The 19996-nt window shown below is 63.3% G+C and carries 24 protein-coding genes and 1 pseudogene; 13 read left to right on the top strand and 12 right to left on the bottom strand.

The features are described from left to right. Nucleotides 1-41 precede the first annotated feature (41 nt). Nucleotides 42-272 (bottom strand): hypothetical protein, encoded by a 231-nt coding sequence (locus OJI97_RS05715; protein ID WP_297661959.1) that lies wholly within the window; start codon nt 270-272, stop codon nt 42-44. Nucleotides 273-282: 10 nt separating this feature from the next. Then, complete coding sequence (locus OJI97_RS05720; RefSeq protein WP_276569305.1) at nt 283-408, bottom strand: hypothetical protein; 126 nt, start codon at nt 406-408, stop codon at nt 283-285. Between the two features lie 228 nt (nt 409-636). Here OJI97_RS05720 and OJI97_RS05725 point away from each other — a divergent pair, with 228 nt between their 5' ends. The 7 genes from OJI97_RS05725 to OJI97_RS05755 all read left to right on the top strand — a co-directional run bounded on the left by OJI97_RS05725 (nt 637) and on the right by OJI97_RS05755 (nt 5873). Then, nucleotides 637-1143, top strand: coding sequence for a response regulator transcription factor (locus tag OJI97_RS05725; protein ID WP_297661961.1), 507 nt, complete (start codon nt 637-639; stop codon nt 1141-1143). A 63-nt stretch (nt 1144-1206) separates the two neighbouring features. Then, nucleotides 1207-1554 (top strand): hypothetical protein, encoded by a 348-nt coding sequence (locus tag OJI97_RS05730; protein ID WP_297661963.1) that lies wholly within the window; start codon nt 1207-1209, stop codon nt 1552-1554. Between the two features lie 38 nt (nt 1555-1592). Then, nucleotides 1593-2090, top strand: a complete 498-nt coding sequence (locus tag OJI97_RS05735) for a hypothetical protein (protein WP_297661965.1) — start codon at nt 1593-1595, stop codon at nt 2088-2090. After that, nucleotides 2030-2614 (top strand): JAB domain-containing protein, encoded by a 585-nt coding sequence (locus OJI97_RS05740; protein WP_297661967.1) that lies wholly within the window; start codon nt 2030-2032, stop codon nt 2612-2614. Before OJI97_RS05735 ends, OJI97_RS05740 begins: the two co-directional genes overlap by 61 nt. Then, on the top strand, nt 2611-3060 hold the full coding sequence (locus tag OJI97_RS05745) for a hypothetical protein (protein WP_297661969.1): 450 nt from the start codon (nt 2611-2613) through the stop codon (nt 3058-3060). Before OJI97_RS05740 ends, OJI97_RS05745 begins: the two co-directional genes overlap by 4 nt. A gap of 30 nt (nt 3061-3090) precedes the next feature. Then, a complete protein-coding gene (locus OJI97_RS05750) occupies nt 3091-4395 on the top strand; it encodes an MBL fold metallo-hydrolase (protein WP_297661971.1) in 1305 nt (434 codons plus the stop codon). Between the two features lie 56 nt (nt 4396-4451). After that, nucleotides 4452-5873, top strand: a complete 1422-nt coding sequence (locus tag OJI97_RS05755; protein WP_297661973.1) for a DUF2235 domain-containing protein — start codon at nt 4452-4454, stop codon at nt 5871-5873. A gap of 82 nt (nt 5874-5955) precedes the next feature. On the opposite strand, the gene OJI97_RS05760 is transcribed toward OJI97_RS05755, so the two are convergent. Together OJI97_RS05760 and OJI97_RS05765 are read right to left on the bottom strand one after the other, a co-directional pair. Continuing rightward, nucleotides 5956-6843: a hypothetical protein gene (locus OJI97_RS05760; RefSeq protein ID WP_184101182.1), complete on the bottom strand. Its 888-nt coding sequence runs from the start codon at nt 6841-6843 to the stop codon at nt 5956-5958. 656 nt (nt 6844-7499) lie between these two features. After that, nucleotides 7500-7706, bottom strand: a pseudogene (locus OJI97_RS05765) (transglycosylase SLT domain-containing protein); the annotation flags it as partial. Nucleotides 7707-8410: 704 nt separating this feature from the next. Between OJI97_RS05765 and OJI97_RS05770 the strand changes: the two are divergent. From OJI97_RS05770 to OJI97_RS05780, 3 genes are read left to right on the top strand one after another with little or no spacing between them, the layout of a single operon-like run. Continuing rightward, nucleotides 8411-8944: a hypothetical protein gene (locus OJI97_RS05770; protein ID WP_297661977.1), complete on the top strand. Its 534-nt coding sequence runs from the start codon at nt 8411-8413 to the stop codon at nt 8942-8944. Between the two features lie 28 nt (nt 8945-8972). Beyond that, on the top strand, nt 8973-9938 hold the full coding sequence (locus OJI97_RS05775) for a YgcG family protein (protein ID WP_297661979.1): 966 nt from the start codon (nt 8973-8975) through the stop codon (nt 9936-9938). Further along, nucleotides 9935-10828 (top strand): hypothetical protein, encoded by an 894-nt coding sequence (locus OJI97_RS05780; protein WP_184101176.1) that lies wholly within the window; start codon nt 9935-9937, stop codon nt 10826-10828. The genes OJI97_RS05775 and OJI97_RS05780 overlap by 4 nt, the downstream gene beginning before the upstream one ends. Nucleotides 10829-10857: 29 nt before the next feature. Here the strand turns inward: OJI97_RS05780 and OJI97_RS05785 are convergent, their stop codons facing one another. After that, on the bottom strand, nt 10858-11823 hold the full coding sequence (locus tag OJI97_RS05785) for an AraC family transcriptional regulator (RefSeq protein WP_184101174.1): 966 nt from the start codon (nt 11821-11823) through the stop codon (nt 10858-10860). Nucleotides 11824-12290: 467 nt separating this feature from the next. Here OJI97_RS05785 and OJI97_RS05790 point away from each other — a divergent pair, with 467 nt between their 5' ends. Genes OJI97_RS05790 through OJI97_RS05800 form a run of 3 tightly spaced genes read left to right on the top strand, consistent with a single transcriptional unit; the run spans nt 12291 to nt 15051 of the window. Further along, the gene (locus tag OJI97_RS05790) at nt 12291-13022 is read left to right on the top strand and encodes a hypothetical protein (protein WP_184101172.1); all 732 of its coding nucleotides are present in this window, start codon (nt 12291-12293) and stop codon (nt 13020-13022) included. Between the two features lie 4 nt (nt 13023-13026). Next, entirely contained in the window at nt 13027-14343 is a 1317-nt protein-coding gene (locus OJI97_RS05795; protein ID WP_297661983.1) for a lysozyme inhibitor LprI family protein, read from the top strand. Nucleotides 14344-14346: 3 nt separating this feature from the next. Further along, on the top strand, nt 14347-15051 hold the full coding sequence (locus tag OJI97_RS05800) for an SHOCT domain-containing protein (protein ID WP_184101168.1): 705 nt from the start codon (nt 14347-14349) through the stop codon (nt 15049-15051). A 149-nt stretch (nt 15052-15200) separates the two neighbouring features. Here the strand turns inward: OJI97_RS05800 and OJI97_RS05805 are convergent, their stop codons facing one another. The 7 genes from OJI97_RS05805 to OJI97_RS05830 all read right to left on the bottom strand — a co-directional run. Then, a complete protein-coding gene (locus OJI97_RS05805) occupies nt 15201-16589 on the bottom strand; it encodes a restriction endonuclease (protein WP_297661985.1) in 1389 nt (462 codons plus the stop codon). Then, the gene (locus tag OJI97_RS05810) at nt 16532-17602 is read right to left on the bottom strand and encodes an AAA family ATPase (protein ID WP_297661987.1); all 1071 of its coding nucleotides are present in this window, start codon (nt 17600-17602) and stop codon (nt 16532-16534) included. The genes OJI97_RS05805 and OJI97_RS05810 overlap by 58 nt, the downstream gene beginning before the upstream one ends. Before the next feature lie 140 nt (nt 17603-17742). Continuing rightward, entirely contained in the window at nt 17743-18168 is a 426-nt protein-coding gene (locus tag OJI97_RS05815) for a hypothetical protein (RefSeq protein ID WP_184101149.1), read from the bottom strand. Then, nucleotides 18165-18677 (bottom strand): hypothetical protein, encoded by a 513-nt coding sequence (locus tag OJI97_RS05820; RefSeq protein ID WP_297661989.1) that lies wholly within the window; start codon nt 18675-18677, stop codon nt 18165-18167. The genes OJI97_RS05815 and OJI97_RS05820 overlap by 4 nt, the downstream gene beginning before the upstream one ends. A gap of 252 nt (nt 18678-18929) precedes the next feature. Then, nucleotides 18930-19124 (bottom strand): DUF6771 family protein, encoded by a 195-nt coding sequence (locus OJI97_RS19015; RefSeq protein WP_337180781.1) that lies wholly within the window; start codon nt 19122-19124, stop codon nt 18930-18932. 112 nt (nt 19125-19236) lie between these two features. After that, complete coding sequence (locus OJI97_RS05825) at nt 19237-19815, bottom strand: lytic transglycosylase domain-containing protein (protein ID WP_297661991.1); 579 nt, start codon at nt 19813-19815, stop codon at nt 19237-19239. Further along, nucleotides 19803-19996 (bottom strand): S26 family signal peptidase (locus OJI97_RS05830; RefSeq protein ID WP_297661993.1); only part of this gene is annotated, 194 nt, incomplete at its 5' end. The genes OJI97_RS05830 and OJI97_RS05825, both read right to left, overlap by 13 nt.

Genomic DNA, 19996 nt, shown 5'->3' on the forward strand with positions numbered 1-19996 from the left:
CCTCACCAAAATGACCCTATCGGATGAGGTAAGCGGTAGATTCAGTGGCCATGTGTCTCATTTTGAGCCTTGATCAGTTCGTCGAGGCAGGCGGCGATGGCTTTCCACATCGCGATGCCTTCGCGGTCGCCGGCGAGCGCCAGCGCCCCGATCCGTTCGGCGACAACAACCGCGGCCCGAGTACTATGCTGACGTTCGATTGCGAGCGCGCAGGCCCAAACATGCTCTTGAGGCGACATGGCGTCCGATCTCTTCGTCCATTCTTCCCGCATGGACGCGGGGCTAGAACAAGCGGCGCACCATCTGCCAGACGCCGACGAGGAAGGAGCCGCCGACCACGATCGTGGCGATCCAAAATTCGATCGCGACTGCGCGATCGCGCCATTTCCTCGAATCCCGTTCCTTCATGCGGCAAGGATGACAGTAAGCAAGATTGTAGGAAAGCCCGCTTTCGCAAAATAGGAAACGCAGCGCGCCACTTGCGCAATCACCTTGCCCCGCACGATCATCACCATATTGGCAACATCTCCATCCGATTACGGACAACGGTCTTTTGCCGTAGCGGAAACTTATGGTTAATATGGCGGCACGATGCCGACGCATAATGACTCGAAATCCAAGCCCGACGAATTCGAATTGCTGACCGAAAAGCAGGCGGCGGTTCTCGGCCTTCTGGCAAAAAGCCTCACCAGCAAGGAAATTGCCGCCAAACTCGGGACATCGGAATCGGCGGTCAACCGCCATATCGAGATATTGCGGTCGCGTTTCGGCGGCATCACGCGCGCGCAGCTCGCGCAGCGCTACCGTGAAAGACCGAGCGATTTCCATCAGATAGTCGGCGCTGCCGCATGTGTAGAAGCTACCAAGCAAATAATTGATCTCGCCGAAACCCCGCGCGGCACGGAAGGAGAGCCCCAGGACGACCCCAAGGCCGGTCTCGCTTTCAAGGACTCGCTCGAGATGACGATCGATGCGCCCTGGACGAGACCGGAAGAGCAAAGGGTCGTCCCGAGGGTGCTCGACGGTGACAATGCCGCGCTCACCCGTGGTGCGGCGATCGCGATCATCCTGTTCGCGCTCATCGCCAGCCTGATCCTCGGCCTTGCCGCGGCGCAGGCGATCACGGACGCGCTCGGCAGCTAGCCGCCCTCATCGACGACAAGATGATGAGCCCATGGCCGCGAGCGCATGGGCCGGGGGACGATAATGACCATTTCCAATCCGACCGCACCGGTTCCCGCCTACATGATGCGCATCCGCAACCAGATCCGGGCGGCCGAAGCCAAGGCCGACGAAAGCCTGCTCGCCAAGCTCGACGTGATGAGTTCGATCCTGCGCGCGCGCCAGATCGAGGATATTCCCGCGCCACATGTCGGCCAGGAAGCGATTGTCCGGCTCGGCCGCGCAATCCAGTCGGACATCAGCGGCACCAACGATGTTTTTCGCACGCATAATGCGCTCGTCGCCGACAAGACGCTGATCACGGGCATGCCGGGTCACGACGACACCCAGGTCTTTGCCGCCGAAGAGGACGAACGACAGGCGGTTGCCTGACGATTGACGGCGCCGCCGCGCGGGGCCAGTTTCACTAAGTGAGCTGGATCTGGTCCTTCAACTTCTTGTCGGTCGCGATTCTCGGTGTGGCGGCGCTGCGCTGGGGAGCCGGTCCCGAACGGATCTGCGCGGCGGCGCTCCTCGCGATGAATGTTACGGACCGCATCTATCATGCCCTCGTTGGGCGCGGGACGATCTACGGATCGGTCGATATCGGTCACCTCATCATCGATATGCTCGTCGCGGCGGTCTTCATCGGCGTCGCGCTCAAGGCGAACAGGGTCTATCCGCTATGGCTATCGGCGTTTCAGCTGGTCTCGGTCGTTTCGCACTTCGCTCGCGAGGAGAGCCGGAAGATTGCGGAACTCGCCTATTTCCTGATGAACTATGTCCCTTATTACGCCCTGCTCCTGATCCTGGCGGGCGGCATCTGGCGTCATGCGGTGCGGACGCGGCGCCACGGGCCATACCGGTCGTGGCGCATCTCCTCGAGCCCTTCGCCGGCGACCGCGCGCATAACGCCGCCGTCCGGCTGATCGCACATTTCGGAAGCTTGGGGCGCGCGCTCGACGCTTCACCCGGGCAACTCGCCGCCGCGCTCGGCCGCGACGATGATCTGGTGAGCGCGATCGTCGCCGCCCGCGCGCTCATCAAGGCCGGGTTGCGCGAGCAGGTCGCAAGAACGCAGGTCTCGATCCGCGACCCGCGCTTTCGCGATTATCTGCGCAGCATCATCGCCAAGTCGTCCACCGAATGCCTGCACGCGACCTTCGTCGCGCAGGATTGGGGCTATCTCGCCGACGAGATGTTGGCGCAGGGCGGCATCAGCCACGTCGAGGGCGATATGCGCCGGCTACTCGGTCGGGCGTTTGATCTCGGCGCGCAAGGCGTTGTCCTCGCGCACAACCACCCGTCGGGGTCGGCCGAGCCGAGCGCGGAAGACATAAGGCTGACGCGCCAGATCGCCAATCTGACCCAGGCGGTCGGCGTCCAGCTTCTCGATCATCTCATCGTTGCCGGAGCCGATATCGTCAGCATGCGCGAAAGGGATCTGCTATGACGTCGCAGCATGACCAGCCCGGGCGGATCGAGGCCAGCGGCATTCCGCCACCCCTCGGCGGCAATGAACAGGATCTGCTCGCGGCCATCGCGCAAAGCGAGTTTCACAACCGCCGGCGCCGCGACAGCCTCATCCGCTACGATCTTTTCGCCGAACCCGCGTGGGATATGCTGCTCGATCTCTACATCGAGCAGCACCGCGGGCAGCCGGTCGCCGTCGACCGGCTTTGCGCGGCCGCCGGGGCCGCCAGCACCACCGCGCTGCGCTGGCTCGCCCTTCTCATCGAGAAGGAGCTGGTGATACGGTCGTCATCTGTCGAGGAGGACGGCATCGTCCGCGTAGCGCTGAGCGAGCGCGGGATCGGCGAGATGGAGCGCTATCTGCGCGATTTCCTGCATCGCGACCGGCTGGGCGGCGACATAGCCGCCGCGCTCTCCGCGCGCTAAAGAAGGGAGCGGGGAATTGGGGGACCTGCCATGCGTGCGCTGACACTTTGCATCCTGCTTCTGCTCAGCCTGCTCGGCGCCTCGCGCGCGGCGGCGGACGACATCGTGCCGAGCGAGCGCGTGTCGAGCGCGGTCCTCGTGCGCGAAGGACCTTCCACGGATACAGCCATCCTCGGCCGCCTGCGCCCCGGCGACAGCGCGCGGCTCGTCGGCGAAGTGAGCGGCTGGTACCGCGTCGAGCTGCCCGACGGTACGCAAGGCTATGTCAGCAAGGCGTGGACGCTGGTGATCGGCGGCACCCCGCCCGGCGAAGCGCTGACGGGGGCGCCCTACAAGGTCCATGTAATCGACGTCGGCACTGGGCTCGCGATATTCATCGAGGGCCGCGATTTCGCGCTGCTTTACGATGCGGGGAGCCAGGATGATCTCCACGACGGCGACGAGAACCGCGTCGTCGCCTATATCGAAGCCGTGCGCCCCGGCCTTGCGCGCATCGACCATTTAATCCTCAGCCATCCGCACAAGGACCATCTCCAGCTGATGCCCGACGTCTTCCGCCGCTTCGCGGTCGGCCATGTCTGGGAGTCGGGGCGCGTCAACAAGACCGATGGCTACTGCCATTTCCTCAAGGCCGCGATGTCCGAACCGGGGGCGCAATATCATGACGCGATCGCAGCGAATGCGACGCGGAGTGTCACCTTCACGGGCAGCGGCTGTAACGGCGCCGTGACGGTGCGCGAAAGCGCTATGATGGACGCGGCGCCCGTTTCGCTCGGTGTCGGCGCGCGCATGAGATTTCTCTATCGCGACCCCGCCAATCATTCCGATCCCAACGAGAACAGCGTTGTCGTCCGGCTCGACCTCGGGAGCCGGCGCATCCTGCTCGCCGGCGATGCCGAAGGCGGCGAACGCAAGCCGCCGTCGGAGCCGCCCGAGTCCGGAAGCGTCGAGGCAAAGCTCATCGCCTGCTGCGCCGCCGACCTCAAATCAGACGTCCTCATTGTCGGCCATCACGGTAGCCTGACGTCGTCGCGGCGCGCCTTTCTCGATGCGGTCGGTGCCTCGATCTACGCAGTCTCGTCGGGCCCCTATCCATACCGGCGCGTGCGGCTTCCCGACGACGAGATCGTCGCCGAACTCCAAGAGCGCGGAGAAGTGCTGCGCACTGACAAGAGCGATCTCTTTCGTACCGGCGACGAAATGGGCTCCTGCGAAATGCGCACGCGAAAGATCGGGCCCGATGCCGACGAAACGCCGGGTGGTTGCGACAATATCCTGATCACCATCGGCGGCAGCGGAGCAATGACGGCGGATTACAATCCAGCCATGGATTGACGCGAAGGACTAACGAGTTCGCGGGAGCGAAACATGGCAATGCAGGGGGCGGTTACATGAAGAATATCGTGATCTTTGCCGACGGGACCGGCCAAATCGGCGGTCTGCGCCCCGATCAACGGCTTTCGAACGTGTACAAAATGTATCGTGCGATGCGGCCTGGGCCATCCTCTCCGATCTCCTATCGCGATCAGGTCACCTATTACGATCCCGGGCTGGGCGCCGGTGAAATCGATGGGGTAACGCCCTCGAAGATCAAAAGCGTCCTCGAGGCGGCAGTTGGGGCGGGTATCGAAGACAATATGATCGACTGCTACGCCAAGATCATTTCCTACTATGAGCCGGGCGATCGCATCATTCTGATCGGCTTCTCTCGGGGTGCTTATACGGTGCGCGCACTCGCGAATATGATGAACTTGTGCGGGGTACCGACCCAGCTTCCGAATGGGGCGCCAATTCCACGATATGGGCCGGCACTTCGCGCTGTGGCGACAGAGGCGGTTAAATCGGTCTATAGTCATGGCACGGGGAAGCCTCGCGACAAGCAGCCCTATTTCCGTCAGCGCGAAGAAAAGGGGCGGCGGTTTCGCGTCACCTATGGATGCACAGCCTGCGATGGTTCCGACAATCTGCGCGGCAATGTCGAGCCCGATTTTGTCGGCGTTTTCGACACTGTCGCCGCGCTGCAGAACGCGGCAGTAATCTGGCTGGTCCGTGGGGTGTTTGCCGCCACATTGCTTCTGCTCGCTGCAAGCATCATTTTCAGCTGGCACGGGGCTTGGAGCTTGGTCTTCGGTCTCCTCACCGGCGCCGCGCTCATAGGATACGCGCGGACGGTCAAAAGTCAGATTCGCTATTTCGAGCAGAACCCGGATACGCCACTCAACCTATGGGATCCGCGCAGCTGGCCGCGCATCATTGGCAACACGCACCGTGCATACTGGCGTAAGGAAAATTACGACCGCTGGCTTTCGCCCAAGGTCGGCTTTGCGCGCCACGCGCTTTCGATTGATGAAAACAGGGCCGATTTCCCCCGCGTCGGATGGGGGACGCTCGCTGCAGTGGAGGAAAATAGAGGCAAAAAGCCGGAATGGCTCGAACAGATTTGGTTTGCCGGCTGCCACAGCGATGTGGGCGGCAGCTATCCTGAGGATGAATCGCGATTGAGCGATATTGCACTTGAGTGGATGGTCGGCGAACTCAAAGCCTGCATTCCCTCCATACAGGTCCGGAAAGAATTTCTCGTCACCACACCAGATCCGCTCGGACTGCAACACGACGAGGTCTGGATGATGAATCGATGGTTCTTCAAGAAAAGATGGAAACGCCTCCCGCGTTTGGTTGAGTCCGAGTTCAGCTTGCATCCGACTGTCGTCGAAAGGCTTAAAGCATCAGCCGTTCCTGATCCCGAATGTTCGCGGCCCTATCGACCGCCTCAGCTAGCTGGCCATCCGCAGGCAACCGAGTATTTCGCTTAGCGGCCTCAACACAATGATCGCATCTGGCCGTTAGCGGTCAGTCGGCTTTTAGGCCGGGATCGTGGGTAGCGGACCTTGGCGCTTAGCGTCCCCCCATCCTCCGGCGCAGTTCGATAAGCCGGGGGTCGTTTCGCACAGTCTCGTTCCGTCCGAGCCGTTCGATCAGCCCGCTCGTCCCCCAAGCCCAACTTCGGACGTCAACACCGAGCGTGGCATGAAGGATCGCGACATGCTCCGCAGGGAACCGTTCTACCATGTTATCGTCGGAGCGACGGATCCGGATCGGATCGGCCCAGCCGTCGTCGGCGACAGTGAGGAATGGAAGGACGGCGCAGGTAACCTCCGGCATCTGATCTCCTGCTGACATGGCAAGGCTCGCAAGCTCCGCCGCGGCACGGGAAGTGCGGGCCACGAGTTGACGCGGCCAGACCCGATCGAGAAACTCGATGACCTTCGTCCAATCCTTCTCCTGCTCTGCCAAATAACCCAGATTCCGAAGTACAGAGGTTCGCCCGCGGTCGTCCATCACGATGAGCGCCTCGCGTAATTCGCTGTCCGAAACGAGCCGCTCGCCATCGGCCCCCGGCGAATTCCAACCCCGAAGCAGGGCAAGACCCACGCCTTCATCCTCTTCGTCGCCCTTGCGGGATGCCAACGAGACCATCAGTCCCTTCAGGCGAACGAAGAGGGGCAAGGACCATTGGCCGCCATATCGCAGGAGCGACGATATGGCCGCGAGCGACGCGTCCGCATCGGGTTCGCGCTCGATAGGCTCGATGATGTGCAGGCTGGTCCAGTCGGGATCGACATGATAGAGCCAGTTCAGTCTCGTGCCGAAGATCGCCATGACATGGCAGCGGAGATCGCTTCGTACCGACAGGAGATGCCCGGCACGCGCCCGCCATTCATCCGTCATCCTCTCATGGTCCGGCCCCTCCCACGAAAACTCGTCGCCGAGCAACGTGGCCATGCGGCCCATCGGCGAATTGATGGAGGCGGTCAGCCAATCCCTTCCGTGTCGCTCACGATCGAGGACCGCGCCACGTCGGGCATGGCGATCGCGGTTTCGACGACCCGTTCCCAGATCTTGAGGTAGGATCCGCGAGCGACATGCGACAGCGCGCTTCCGGCCCGGCTCAGCCATGCCGCGACCGCCTGAAGATTGGCGCCAAAGATCGGTTGCGAAAGCGACGAAAGCCGCTCGGCGATCAATATCCGGAACCTCGTCGGATCCTGCGAGCGCGCGTCGTGCCAAAGAAAATCCGACCATTCCCGTTCCCGCGTGCCGCCCTCGCCGGCCGACCGGACAAGCGAGGCCAGCGCCCGGACCGGCCAGCGTTCCGACACACCCTTGAAGGGGCGTTTTTCGACCAGAATGTCCCGGGTCCGGCCCGAAAGGGCATCGGATGCATCGAGGAGGTCGTCGATCGGCACGTCCTCGAGATCGCCCGGCTCGGTATCGGTGGCGACCCAGCCGCCGCGCGACGTGGACCGGTAGATCTCATCCTCGGCATCCTCGAGCGTCCAGCCCGGCACGATCTTGCGCAGGGCGGCACGCTCCGCCTCGAGATCGAAACTCACCGAAAGCCCTTCGCGCTCGATCCACACCAGGCGGCTTAGCGCCGGATCGGCCCATGTTCCCGGCATGAGCTGCATCAGCCCTATTGCGCCGGCGCGGCTGGTGATCGGGCGACCGTCCAGCATCGTCCGCCCACCGCTTTCGACGCGCATGACGTGCTCGATCCATTCGACCGGGATGCCGAAACGCGCCGACGCCTCTGTGATATAGGGCTGCCAGCGATCGACCGATTGCGCGTATCGCCGCTCGATCAGTCACAACCGATTCCCGTGTCGGCCGTGTCGCGCGACTGGCTTTCGAGATCGTCGCAGAATCCCTAGGGCTGTGCGGATTTCTTGGCGGCAAGAGGCACGGGAGGGTTCGCGCAGCCCGGCCAATGGGATCGGCGCTTCTCGAAAGAGAAGAAGCGGCCGGCCCCATTGGCCTGACGCAACTCCTCGCCGCCGAAAATCCGTGCGGCACGCCAGGGTCGCTGAGAGGCCGGCGAAGGGAGTGATGGAAGCGACTGGCTCCATATCCCCATCACGCGTCGCGCGCGCGACCCCATTGCTCCAGCTGCCCCGGCGTCACAGCTTCAGAAGCGGAGCAGGGGGCCGTCTCGGTTTGCCTGCCCGCCTCGTGATAGGGAGCTTCTCGAATCGGAACCGGAGTAGACAAATCAGTCCCGACACACGATCAGCCGTCCAGTGCCGAATAATCCCATGCCCGGTTCCTCATGGTCCGCGACATGCGGGGATCGACCGTCCATTATCTCCCGGGCGCGAACGGATTGTCCATCGGCATGCCGCGCGACTTGACAGGAGAAATCGCAATGCGGGGCGAGTTGAATCTAAACTGGGGTAGAACGTTCGGGATGGCAGCCTGCATAAGCCTGATCCTCTCCGGCTGCGGCGGCGCGCCGGAGGTCACACTCCCCGCGGACCGGACGGAAAGCGCGGGGCTCTGCTATGGCGCAACCATGACCCTGACGCAGGAAAAGGTCGGCAAGGGCTCGGTCCCGCTCGACGCCGCGAGCCACGCGCTGCATTTCGCGCTGCTCGCCGGGACGGACGGCGACCTCGGCGACCCGGCCAAGGTCGTCGCCAAGATCGAGAGCATCGGCACGCAGGACAAGGGATTGCAGGACAAGCTCGTCGCCGACAAGAATGCCGCGAGCTACACTGCCCCCTGCGCCAAGGCGTTCCCGGAGACGCAGGCGGGCACATTCAAGGGCCTGCCGACTGATACGCGCGACACGCGCACCCAATGCTATGTGCTATCGACCGTGCTGCTTCAGATCTTCGCGCAAAGCGAGATCGCGCCCGATCCCCGCGCCGCGACCTGGGTCAAGCTCAACGGCCAGCTCGAACAACAATTGAACAACGAAGTTTATCCGGCGGAGGATGATGATCATGTCGGCGAGATCGCGATGCGCGCGCTGGCCAAGGCAGTGCGGCTGGGGCCACCGGTCGATGTGATGACGGCCTGCGGCGAGCGTTACCTGAAAAGCTGACGGCGGGCGGCGCGACCGAGGCGCATCGATGACCTACACGACGGTTTATAACATCGCGAACGACAGCATCGACTGGCAGTTTCCGCTGATCGGGCTGGCGCTGATCCTCGTCGGCGCGGTGATGAAATGGGGGTTCGGAAAACCGGGCTGGAACAGCTATCCCATCATCGTGATCGGCGTCTTCACGATGCTCGCGTCGGGCGCGGTGCCGTGGTGGGACTATCGCCGCGTCACGCAGGCGGTGGCGAGGGGCGAGGCGAAGCAGGTCGAAGGACCGATCCACGATTGGCGCATGGCGCGTGCACGCGGCAAGCGCCGGAGTACCGACGCCACCTTTTACTCTCATTACGAGCGTTTTTCGGGCGGCGACGTCGATTTCGATGTCAATTGGGGGGCGCTGGAAGCGGGCTTCGCCAACCGCGGCAGCACCGAGGAGAAGCCGGCGGTACGCCTGGCGAACGGCATGCCCGCGCGCATCTGGTATCTGCCGATCAACGGCCCCGGCAAGCCACCGCGCATCACGCGCATCGATCTGGGCGCGGAAAGCTGGGCCGATGCGGTGCAACAGGATGATGCCGGTATCGCTTTCCGGCTCGCGCAAGGCCACATCGCCGACGAAGCCAAATTGCTGTCCGATGACCGCAAAGTGGCGATCGCCTTCCTGATCCAGACCTTCGAGCAGAATAGCGGACACCGGCTTGTCGTCGTCACGACGCCGTCGCTCGGCGGGACCGAGATCGCGCGCTTCGGGGCCGAAATCGCCGATCGCCGTGGCATGAAGGACAACGGCATCCTGCTGCTGGTCGCGCCGAACGAGCGGCAGGCGCGGATCGCGGTCGGCCGCGATCTTGCGGCCCGCCTGCCCGATGCCGCCGCGCAGGCGATATTGGACGGGGCGGTCCTGCCGCGGTTCCGGCGCGGCGATGTCCCCGGCGGGATCGAGGCGGGCGTGGAGAGGATCATCGCCAAGGTGGCAGGCCCGGAGAAGCCGTGAACCGGCTACTGAACCCGCCGGTGGTCGCCGCCGTGCTGCTGTTACTGCTGGCGGGCGCTGCGTCGCTCGGCTGGCTGTGGCTGCGCGATGGCCGGATCGCGCCCATGGGGATCGTCTGTGCGCTGCTGCCGTTCGGCTTGCTGCTGTGGGCCATATTGGCGGGCGAAGGCGGTCGTTCGCAGATAGGCATCACCGCCTGGGCACTCACCATGTTCGGGGCGTTCATCCCCGCCATCTATGTGATGCGAAGCGGTCCGGAAAACTGGTTCGTGCAATGGCGGTTTCTGCTGACCTTCGGCGGCGCCTATCTCGCGATCATGATCGTTTTCATGCTGTGGCTCGCGGCCTGGACGGCCTGGGTGCCGCCAGCGCCCGGCGCCATGCCGCTCGCCGAACACAGGCTGAAGCAGCGGGTCCGGTCGCTGGCGAATGCAGGGCTCGAACTCAGGATCGAGACACCGGCGGGACGGCCCGACCGGCTGCTTGTTTCCCGCGAATTTCGCGACGGAAAGCGGACGATCGGGATGCGGCTGACCTTTGTATCTGAACGGCATTGCGTGCTGGCGCGCGAGGTGTCGCTGATCCGCGGCGACAAGCCGATGGACGCAAGCGAAGCCCGGATGAGCAGCAGCCTCCGTCCACGCGATGGCACCCACCCCGATGCCGACCTGATCTATGACGCCAGCCTGACCGTGACGCCGCCGAGCGAGGCCATTCGGCGGCAGATTGCGCTGCGCATCGCAGACGGTCGCGTCGAGATCGCGGGAGACAAGGATGCGGCGTCGGCCCCCGCCAATCTGGCGCATGTTTTGACCGAACTGGTCCACCAGTCGGGGTGGGGATGGCAGGGCGTGTTCGCCGATTGGCAGCGAGCTTGTCGCAAGGCGTGATTCAGTTCGCCCCGATCAATCCGGGGTTGTCAGGCACTTTTCCCGCGCAAATCCGACGGGGTCATTCCGAAGCGTCGGCGGAAGGTGCGGTTGAAATAGGATAGATCGCCGAAGCCGCAGGCATAGGCGATCGCCGAGATCGTTCCCGACGTCTGTCCTGGGTGCAACAGCAGGCGATGCGCCCGGTCGAGCCGGTGTCCGAGGACGTGGGCGGAAAAGCTGCTGCCCTCCTCCTGAAACAGACGGCGGACATAGCGCGGGCTGATCGCGCATCGCCGCGCGACATCCTCGGCGCCCAGGTGCGGATCGCACAGCCGGCGCGCGACCTCGGCCTTGATTGCTCGCAGCCGCGCCGCTTTCACGCCAGGCTGTTCGGGCAGCGGCGGGCCGTCGATATCCCCCGCCGCGATGGCGGCGATCAGGTCGCGGATATGTCCGGCAACAAGCGGCCCCGCCGCGCCCGCAGCCGCCGCGGCGCGCAGGCGAAGCATGTCTACATAGGCATGGAGAAGGCCCAGCAAGTCGTTCTGCCGCGGCACCACCCGCATCGCCAGATCGTCCGCGTCGGAATAGAAGGCGCGCAGATCGTCGAGCGCGATGGCGATATTGGTGAAACGGCTCCGGCTCGGGCAAGCTATGGCGCTGACCTCGCCGCCGCGCACGAAGATCGAGTCGCCCGGCGCCAATATATGCTCCTGCCCGCCTTGCTTGATTTCCAGCGGCGCGTCCGCGGTGATCAGATAGAGCATCTCCGCCGGATCGGCGGCAATCAGACAGTGCGTTCGCGTTACCCGCACCGGCGATGCGAAGACCGAGGCATAGGCGGCACCCGGCAGCGCGCACAGCGTTCCTTCGGCGTGAAATGGCGTGTCCGCCGCCGGCTCTATGTCGATCCGAACCATCGCCTGGCCGAAGACCTCGCGCCACATCGGCAGGCGCTCGCGGGCTGGAATCGAGGCGGTCGATAATCGCTGCGACAGAAAAGCCGAATCCACGCCGCGCCCCTCCAGTGGCATCGCGCCGCCAACGATGGCGGGGCGACGCTAAAGATCGCACCCTATCGACCGAGTGCCGCCTGGTCCACCTCGCGTTCCCTTTGGTCCGAGACGGATGCGAGCCGGCATGGCATCACGGCGGGGCAGGGAGAAAATGATGCGCGAACACCCATTGCCGAATCCGATGCCCGCCGATTTCTCGCCGGCGCCCGGAACTTGATGCGGGAGCAGATGCGTCGGCAGCGACCCGTCGGCGTATCAGCGGGCCGAATGGGGAGAGACTGCCGATCGGCTTTCCTCCGTCCCTGTCCGGTCTTCCCCGTCGGGCCTGCCCGTATGTTGTGCAGCACGGGCAGGCCCTCCCTCCGAAAAGCCCGGAGACAGAAGCCATGACCCGCAAAGGGCAAGCAAGGGCCCGATTTCCAGGATCGCCAACCCCGCGGCATTGGCGCGCACTGCTCGCATCCGTGCTGGTTCTTGCTGCCGTGCCGACCGAAGCGCAGGATGAACGGCCACGCTGGTATGGCGTCGATCATGGCGAGCAGACGCGGCTCGTCTATGGCGTGCCCGAGAGCGACGATACGTCGCTGATCTTCATCTGCCACAAGCGTGGCCAGGAACTATCGGCCTATATGACCCATCCACCACTTCGCGCGGCGGCAGGGCAGAGCCTGCCGGTTCGTCTGAGCAACGGGCGTGCGGTCGCGGCCTTTCGCGCAACGGTGCAGACGCAGGAGATGGACGATCTGCTGCATCTGAAGGCGCAAGTGCCGCTCGATGCGCCGCTCGAATCGATACTGGCGGCGGAGGGACAGCTGACGATCGACGTGGGCGGGGTCGCGGCGCGCTATCCGCTCGATGGCGTCGTAGCGGCGGCGCGGCCGCTGATCGCGCTTTGCGGCACCGCCGCGCGGGCGGCGCCCGCCGCCGACCTTACCGTAACCGTGACGAACAAGACCCGCCGCCGCGTCGAGGAGATCGCGCTTCGCGAGCCAGATGATATCGAACTGAACTCCGACGCCTTCGGCTATGAGGGGCTGGCTCCGGGGCGCCGGCGGACCTTCACCATCCCCGGCGGCGTTTGCACCTATGAAATTTCCGTCCTGTTCGAGGAAAAGGAGGAGGATTGCTGTAGCGATCCCTTGCCCATCGGCCAGCAGAACCTGTGCGACGATCCGCGCATTGTCGTCCATGACTAGCGGGTTGACGATTCGCTTAGGCGGCCTGTTCCTGTCTGCTGCTGTCGTCTTTGGCGAGACGATGCTTGTTCCATCGCGCGCGCAGCCCGCGCCATCCGCCACCGTTCCGGCAAGCTTCGATTGCGGCAAGGCGACGCGCGCGGTCGATCGCTTCATCTGCGCCAACGCCGCCTTGCGCTGGCAGGACCTGGCGCTGTCGCGAAGCTATCGCGCCGTGCTGGACAAGCTGAGCGGTCCGGCGCGCGCGGAACTCGTGGCGGAGCAGCGCGACTGGGTGAGCGAACGCGACCGCCGCTGCGCCGCGGACCGCAGCTTCGCCGAGTTGAACGATCCCGCCTCTTCGATCCATGATCAGGCCTATGACTGCATGACGATCGTTTATCAGGGTCGCCGCCAGACCCTCGGCGACCGTGCCGCGGCGCCGATCGCGACACGGGTGATTGGCGAAATCGACCTTGGCCCCATCGCCCGCGCGCGGCCCGAACTGGTCGAGACGGGGCGGGTGCCGGTTGCGGGGATGCGGCTGTCGCCCGATGGCAGCCATGTCGCCATCCTGCTGCCCAGCCGCGAACTCGACGGTCCCGACCAGTTGTGGCTCTATCGCGTGGCCGACCGCAAGCTGACGGCCGCGACGCCGCGGCCAGACACGCGCGCGCAGCATCCCGCCGATGTCGTGGCCGCGATCACCGGGCTGGCCTGGCGAGGTGACACGCTGTTCGCGATCGCTTCGCTGTGGGGCGACGGCAGCGACGGCGAGAGCGGTCCGACCGCCTATTACGCCGCGACGGCCACAGGCAGCCGCCGTCTGCGCGACAAGCCCGCCGAGGCGCAGGATCGGTGGGAATCGGTGACGGGCGGACTGGTGTATCGGGAGGACGAATTTTCCGACGATCTCGACGCCGTCCAGTCGCTTCGCGGCAATGACCGCTGGTTGGTCTGGACGGCGGATCGCGGTCGGGGCACGATCGATCTCCACATCCGTGCCCGCAATCCCCTCGGCGCGCCCTATCTGGTCGCGTGGGGCGGTTGGGAACTGGCGCAATTCCTGTTCGACGATGCGCGGTCGCGCCTGATCTATCCCGCCGACACCGGGATCGCGCAGTTCGACTTGGCGACGCACGCCGAACGGCGCATCGCCGGCACCGGACGCGGCGACCAGCCCTATGCCGTGTCCGCAGATCATGGCACGTTCCTGTGGGCGACGCGCAATGACTGCGGCGACGAATTTCTCGCCGATCCCGAAGCGGACGCGCCCGAACGCTTCTGCCTCGCCGCCATGACTGGCACAGAGGCGGCCACCCCATGGCCCTCCGGGCGATAGACGATGGAAGATTCGACGATATTCACCGTGGGCATGGTCCTGTTCCCTTTCCTGCTGGGACCGGCGATCATACTGGCCCTGACGCTTGTCGGTCGCGCGGCCTTGCGCCGCAGGGGGCAGGGAAACACCTCCTGCAATCTGACCGGACCCGCAGTGCGGTGGGGATGCGGATTGTCGGCGCTGATTCTCGTCTGTGCTTTTTGCGGGTTGATGGTGGCAAGCGCCGGCGGGGCGATTCATCCGCCGCTGGTGACGGTCGCCGCACCATATGTCTGCGACGGGACGGTCGAAACCCAATCGCGGAGCTATTCCTACAAGCCGGGACAGCAGGGTATCGCGCGCAATATCTTCTGTCTCGATCTCGATGGCCGCCAACGCGACATTACGTTGCGAACCATCGGCGCGGCGGCCGTCTATTATACGCTGCTCTTTCTGAGCGCGGCGCTGGTGTTGATCCTTTTGCTCCCGCTGGTGAAATCGCGCCGCGCCGCCGATGCCGATCCGCCAATCATTGCCGAGTTCCGGGGCGCGCTGGCCGACCGGCTGCGGATCGATGCCGACATCGTTCGCCGCGCCGCTTGGGCGCCGGATGCGAGCCGAGAGAGTGTCGAGGGCCGGCTGCGGCACCTGCAATCGCTACGCGACGGCGGCTTGATCAGCGAAGAGGAATATCAGGTCAAACGGATGGAAATTCTTGCGTCGCTTTGACCGAGATGAAGCGTGTGCAGTTGCTTCCCGCGAAGCCGCGCGCTTCGCCCACCGATCCAACGACCGCTTCCAAGCGGAACTGATCCCGGCCCCGGATGGCTGAGATGGGGCGCGAAGCTGCCGCGCTCGTTCGGCGCTTGGAACGACCGCTACCCCGATCTGCTCTCCCAAAGGTGGTGTTCCAAGTCATCCGACAGTCCCGGAGTAAGCAGCATAGACCGTAACTGTCGCAACACCATTTGGTGCCGAGAGATATCGATGCTGGCGGTGTGCAAATGCTGCGTGGTCACGCCAATCTTATGGCGATCGAGTAATCCTGGTGCGCTACGAAGCGCGGTGTGGTGCGGGTACAGCAAGGTCAGCGTCCTACATCCGTAAATCTGGGCGTAGGCCATCATCTGATAGACATCAGATTGGGATACCCCCCGCTTAGCGTCGTCGATACGCGCCGCGATGCGTTTCCATTTCGTGTCGACGATGTGGACGATCTCGCGGCCACGCTTCACCAATATGTCCGGCTTGGTTTGAAAGCTGCGGCGACCATCCTCAATCGCTTCCAAGCAGTAGAGGCGTCCGCCTTGCAGATGGACAGACAAACCGGTGCCGGAGAGCGCTCGGCGCATCATCCGGCCAATATATTCTTCAAACAATGTGTTCATTTCGAACAGAAGCGAAAAGCCGGATGTTTCACCCATCGATGTGGTCTGGAAGCGTTCGCCGAGCAACAGACGGGCAAGAGCGAGTAGCTCTTTCCACCGGGCATTCGTCCGATCGAGACTGACGCGATCCCAACGTAGTGCATGCGCAGGGACTGCGGCTATGTCGGCATAATGGAAGTCCAGCTCGGCTAAACGCCGCTGATTGTCTGTACTGTTTGATATACGGCGCAAACGATTGATCCCAGCCTTCATGATCTGGTTGATCGTGATGTCGGCGGACAGTTCGTCGAACCGACAAGCGAGCATGACCGGATTCATTGCCAGCTGGGCGAACTGCCGCCCAACGTCGAGCCGCCCGCGCATACGCGGGACATCCTCTTCATGTTCAACATATTGGCGAGGCATGCCCTGTCGAAGCGCATCGACAAGCTTGGTGCTGAAAAGACGTATCAGAATTTCTAGAAGGTTATCCCTCTGCCATCCAAGCTCGGTGATTGCGCCGCCATCGATGTCGAGATCCATTGCGACGGCAAGCATATGGACGAGCTTACGGCGGATCAGGCCCTCTTGCGCTTCATCATCGCCAGAAGACAGATCGATCTTTGGCAAGATTTCCAGCGCACACTTGTCCGCGACAATGATACCTACAACCTGCTGTGCCCGAAGCGCGTTGCGGCCATGAGCTATAATGCGTGCCCCATTATCTCCACCAAGCGGAGATTTGCGCGCAACCGCAGCCAGCCGGTCAGCAGCCCAGCTAGGAATCTGCTCCGGATCGTCACCATAGGCGATCGACTGCCATTCGAAGAGCGTTCGGCGGATCACAGAAGACCAGAATAGGCGTCGGGCCCGAAACCATGCCGCACCGACCAGCGCCATCTTGGAGGCATGTCGGCATCTTCGTCGAGTCCGGCGGGCGCTCTCAGTTCCTCACGTTTGAGGATACGCGTTCCATCGTGATCGCCGAGAATCGCTGCGACTTTGGCCCAATCCTCGTAGAAATACTCGGTCAGGAGCGGGATCACGCGCTTGCGCATCCGTTCATCAAGATCCGCTCGCGATTGGCAACTGATGAAATAGGCATGGCCGACCTGATGCTCGCGGTCGAAAAGATACTCGATGCGCTCATTAAGTGTGCGTAGCAGTCGTGGAAGGTCGACCCCGCAAAGCTGGGCTGCGTCGGCGAGAAGGTCCGGATCAGGCATCATTTCGGCAAATTCGAAACGACGGCGAAGCGCGGTGTCGAGCAAGGCAATGGAGCGGTCGGCCGTATTCATCGTCCCGATTATATGGAGATTGGACGGAACGCCGAATTCATCGCCCGAATAGGGTAAGCGGAGCTTGATCTCATTGGGCTGACCGATGCGCTTGTCTGGCTCGAGCAATGTGATCAGTTCACCGAATACCTTGGAAATATTGGCGCGATTGATCTCGTCAATGATGAGGACGAAGGGATCAGGGGTTGATGTCGCGGCGGACGGGTCTCGCCGTTGGCTGTTCATGTAGCGCTCGAGGGCCGGGACATTGAGCTCCGCCCGGGCCAAGAGATAGATGGTCCGCATGCTGAACTTGCGTCGGTAGATCTCGCTAACCGATACGCCGTCGCGGTCGACCCACAACCACTTGACCTTTCGCCGATGCGCATAGCCCGGCTCACCTATGTACACGGGGGCTGCGCCTGCCGCGCGCGCTTCCGAGCAGTTCGCAAAAGCACTCCCGCCATGCGCGCGGCTGGGGCTGTGTGAGATGGTCGGCGTATCGGAGAATAAGGTCGCTGGTTCAGCGTAGCTTGTCGACGGTCGTTCTTTGTCACCCGAGCATTTGCCAAATGCGAAGGCAATGATCGCGACGAGTGCGATCAGTCCAAAATTATCCTGCCTTCGTCGTCCCATTACGAAAGAATGCCATGACGAGATTGATAAATCGATTCAGGCGAAGATCCGGATCCAGAGCGCATAAGCGATGTTTCCAAGCACCCAGGCAGCGCAGATTGTGGCAATCAGCCCAATGACACAATCTTTCGCGCGGGCACTCATTCGCACCGATGTCCTTGCCAATAGCGATCCCAGCGCGCGGCAAAGCCATCGCGGACCATAGCGCAGGACAAATCGCCCGATTTGGGCGACACGCAGAAGGCCGCGGTACGATTGCCTCCGGCGCCGCCGGCAGACCGACAGCGCATCGTTGGCCCGGCCACCTTGACATGGCCCGTTCTCAAAATGCCTTGGCGCGTTCCCACGAGCGTCACCAGGTGATCGCGCGCCGCCACCGCGTCGGCGGCGGGGCATGGATGGCCGGGGCTGCACGAGCCGTCCATTTCACGCGCGGCAATCCCTGACAGCCTGATATGCGGCCCTTCGGCGCACCAGATCGGGCCGTCACCATCCCACACCGCTGTCGGGGTGCAGTTGAAGGACTGGCCCGCGGGAACGATCGAGGCGAGAAGGAGCGCGATCATTGATATTTGGTGGTCATGATTGGTTCTGCAGTGAAGACATTCACAATCTGGCCCGGAACCATGGTTGCCGATTTACCGGTAATGATCGCAGCCCCAAGCAGCGCGCCCGCGGTGTTGCCGCGGCCCTCCTGCCGGTGCATTCCGCGCAGCTTGTAATTCGCCTGACCAACGCGAACCCAATCGAAGGACAGCTCGAATTTCGCTGATTTTCCAACGATTCCTTTACCCGTCCGCCATGTCACTTGGGCCTCGACCGGCGAACCGCGAGGAATGACGACGACGCCTTGATATTCGACATCATTGACGACGAGAAATTCGCGCGTGGTCCCTTCCTTCATCTTCTTGGAGGTGATTTCATTGGCCGGCGTCACCTGGACCAATGTGTTGACCGGCAAAGTGATCGTACGCGGCGCGGGCTGGATCACGGCGGGCGCGTCGCCGGTCGACTGCGCGATCGCCGGTACGGCGGCAAGCGCAGCGGCCGCGCCGATAGAAATCAAGATTTTCATGAACTCACTCCCCCTCAACCGCGACGACGCGATCATTCTGCGACAGCCCGAATAGGGAAAGCTTCTTATCATATTGTCAATTGGCAGAAGATGTCATTATGGCGGCAAAGGCATTCATATATTATTATTGATTTACAATTATTTACATCTCAAGCTTCGCGCAAATAACGTGTCTCGCCTTGGCATCACTACAGAGAATTTCTTCAAGAGACGGCCAGCCTCCGCATGGCAGGCTGGCCAACAAGCCGCTGCTTATAGTGGCAGCGCTGGTTGGTCTGCGGACGTCGCACCAGGGTCATGTTTCTCGATCGCCGCAACGACCGCACGCGCCAACTCCTGAGCGGCATCGGACCGGATATGAGGCGCCGGCGCCGTGATGCCGACGCGCGCCCAACCCGGCGCGGCGAGGATGGTTTCGGCGATTCGATTCGTGTCTATCTGCTCCATTGCCAAATGAGAACATAGAGAGAACAATAACGCAAGAGGAACGCGACGGGCCGATGGCGCGGCGCACGATGGGGCCGCTTCCGATTGCCAAGCGCGCGCGAATTATCGCCGCTTAGCGGCGAATGAAAAAGATTGGCGGCGACGCTTCGCGCGCTTCCGCTTCGGCGATCGGTCGCGATCGAGCGGCAAACAGGGCGGCGGGCGGCGCCGCAACCGACGATCCGCGCCGGCCTGCGACGCTCGCCATATAAGCGCGCGTCTCGCCGGGTAGGTCCGACCGCCCCGCGAGCCAGGCCGAATAGCGCGCCGGCCCCGCATTGTAGGCTCCGAACAGGCCGGGATAACCGAAGCGATCATACATGAGCCGCAGATAATAGGTTCCCGCCATGATGTTGTCGCGCGGCGCATGGGGATCGCGCCCCAGACCGAGCCGCGCGCGCATGTCCGCCCATGTCCTCGGCATGAGCTGCATGAGGCCCATCGCCCCGGCGCGACTGACGATCGGGCGCCCGTCCAGCGTCGTCCGTCCGCCGCTTTCGGCGCGCATGACACGCTCGATCCATGCGACGGGAACGCCGAAACGCTCGGAAGCCTCGGCGATATAGGGGCGCCAGCGATCGACCGACTGCGCTTCGGCGGGCGACGCCGCGAGCAGCGAGAGCGCGGCGAGCGCGATCCTCACCGCCGCCATATCAGCCGTGCCTTGCCGACAATATCGTCGGCTTCGCTCACGCCGAAATAGCGCCCGTCGAACGACGCGGGACTTTCCGCCATCAATAGGAAATATTCGCCCGATCCAAGTTCGGCGCATCCCGACCACCACGGCATCGGTCGCCCGGCGCCGTCGCGATCGAGACGGCGCGCGACACGCC

It is taken from the genome of Sphingopyxis sp., assembly GCF_025869345.1.
Lineage (GTDB): Bacteria > Pseudomonadota > Alphaproteobacteria > Sphingomonadales > Sphingomonadaceae > Sphingopyxis.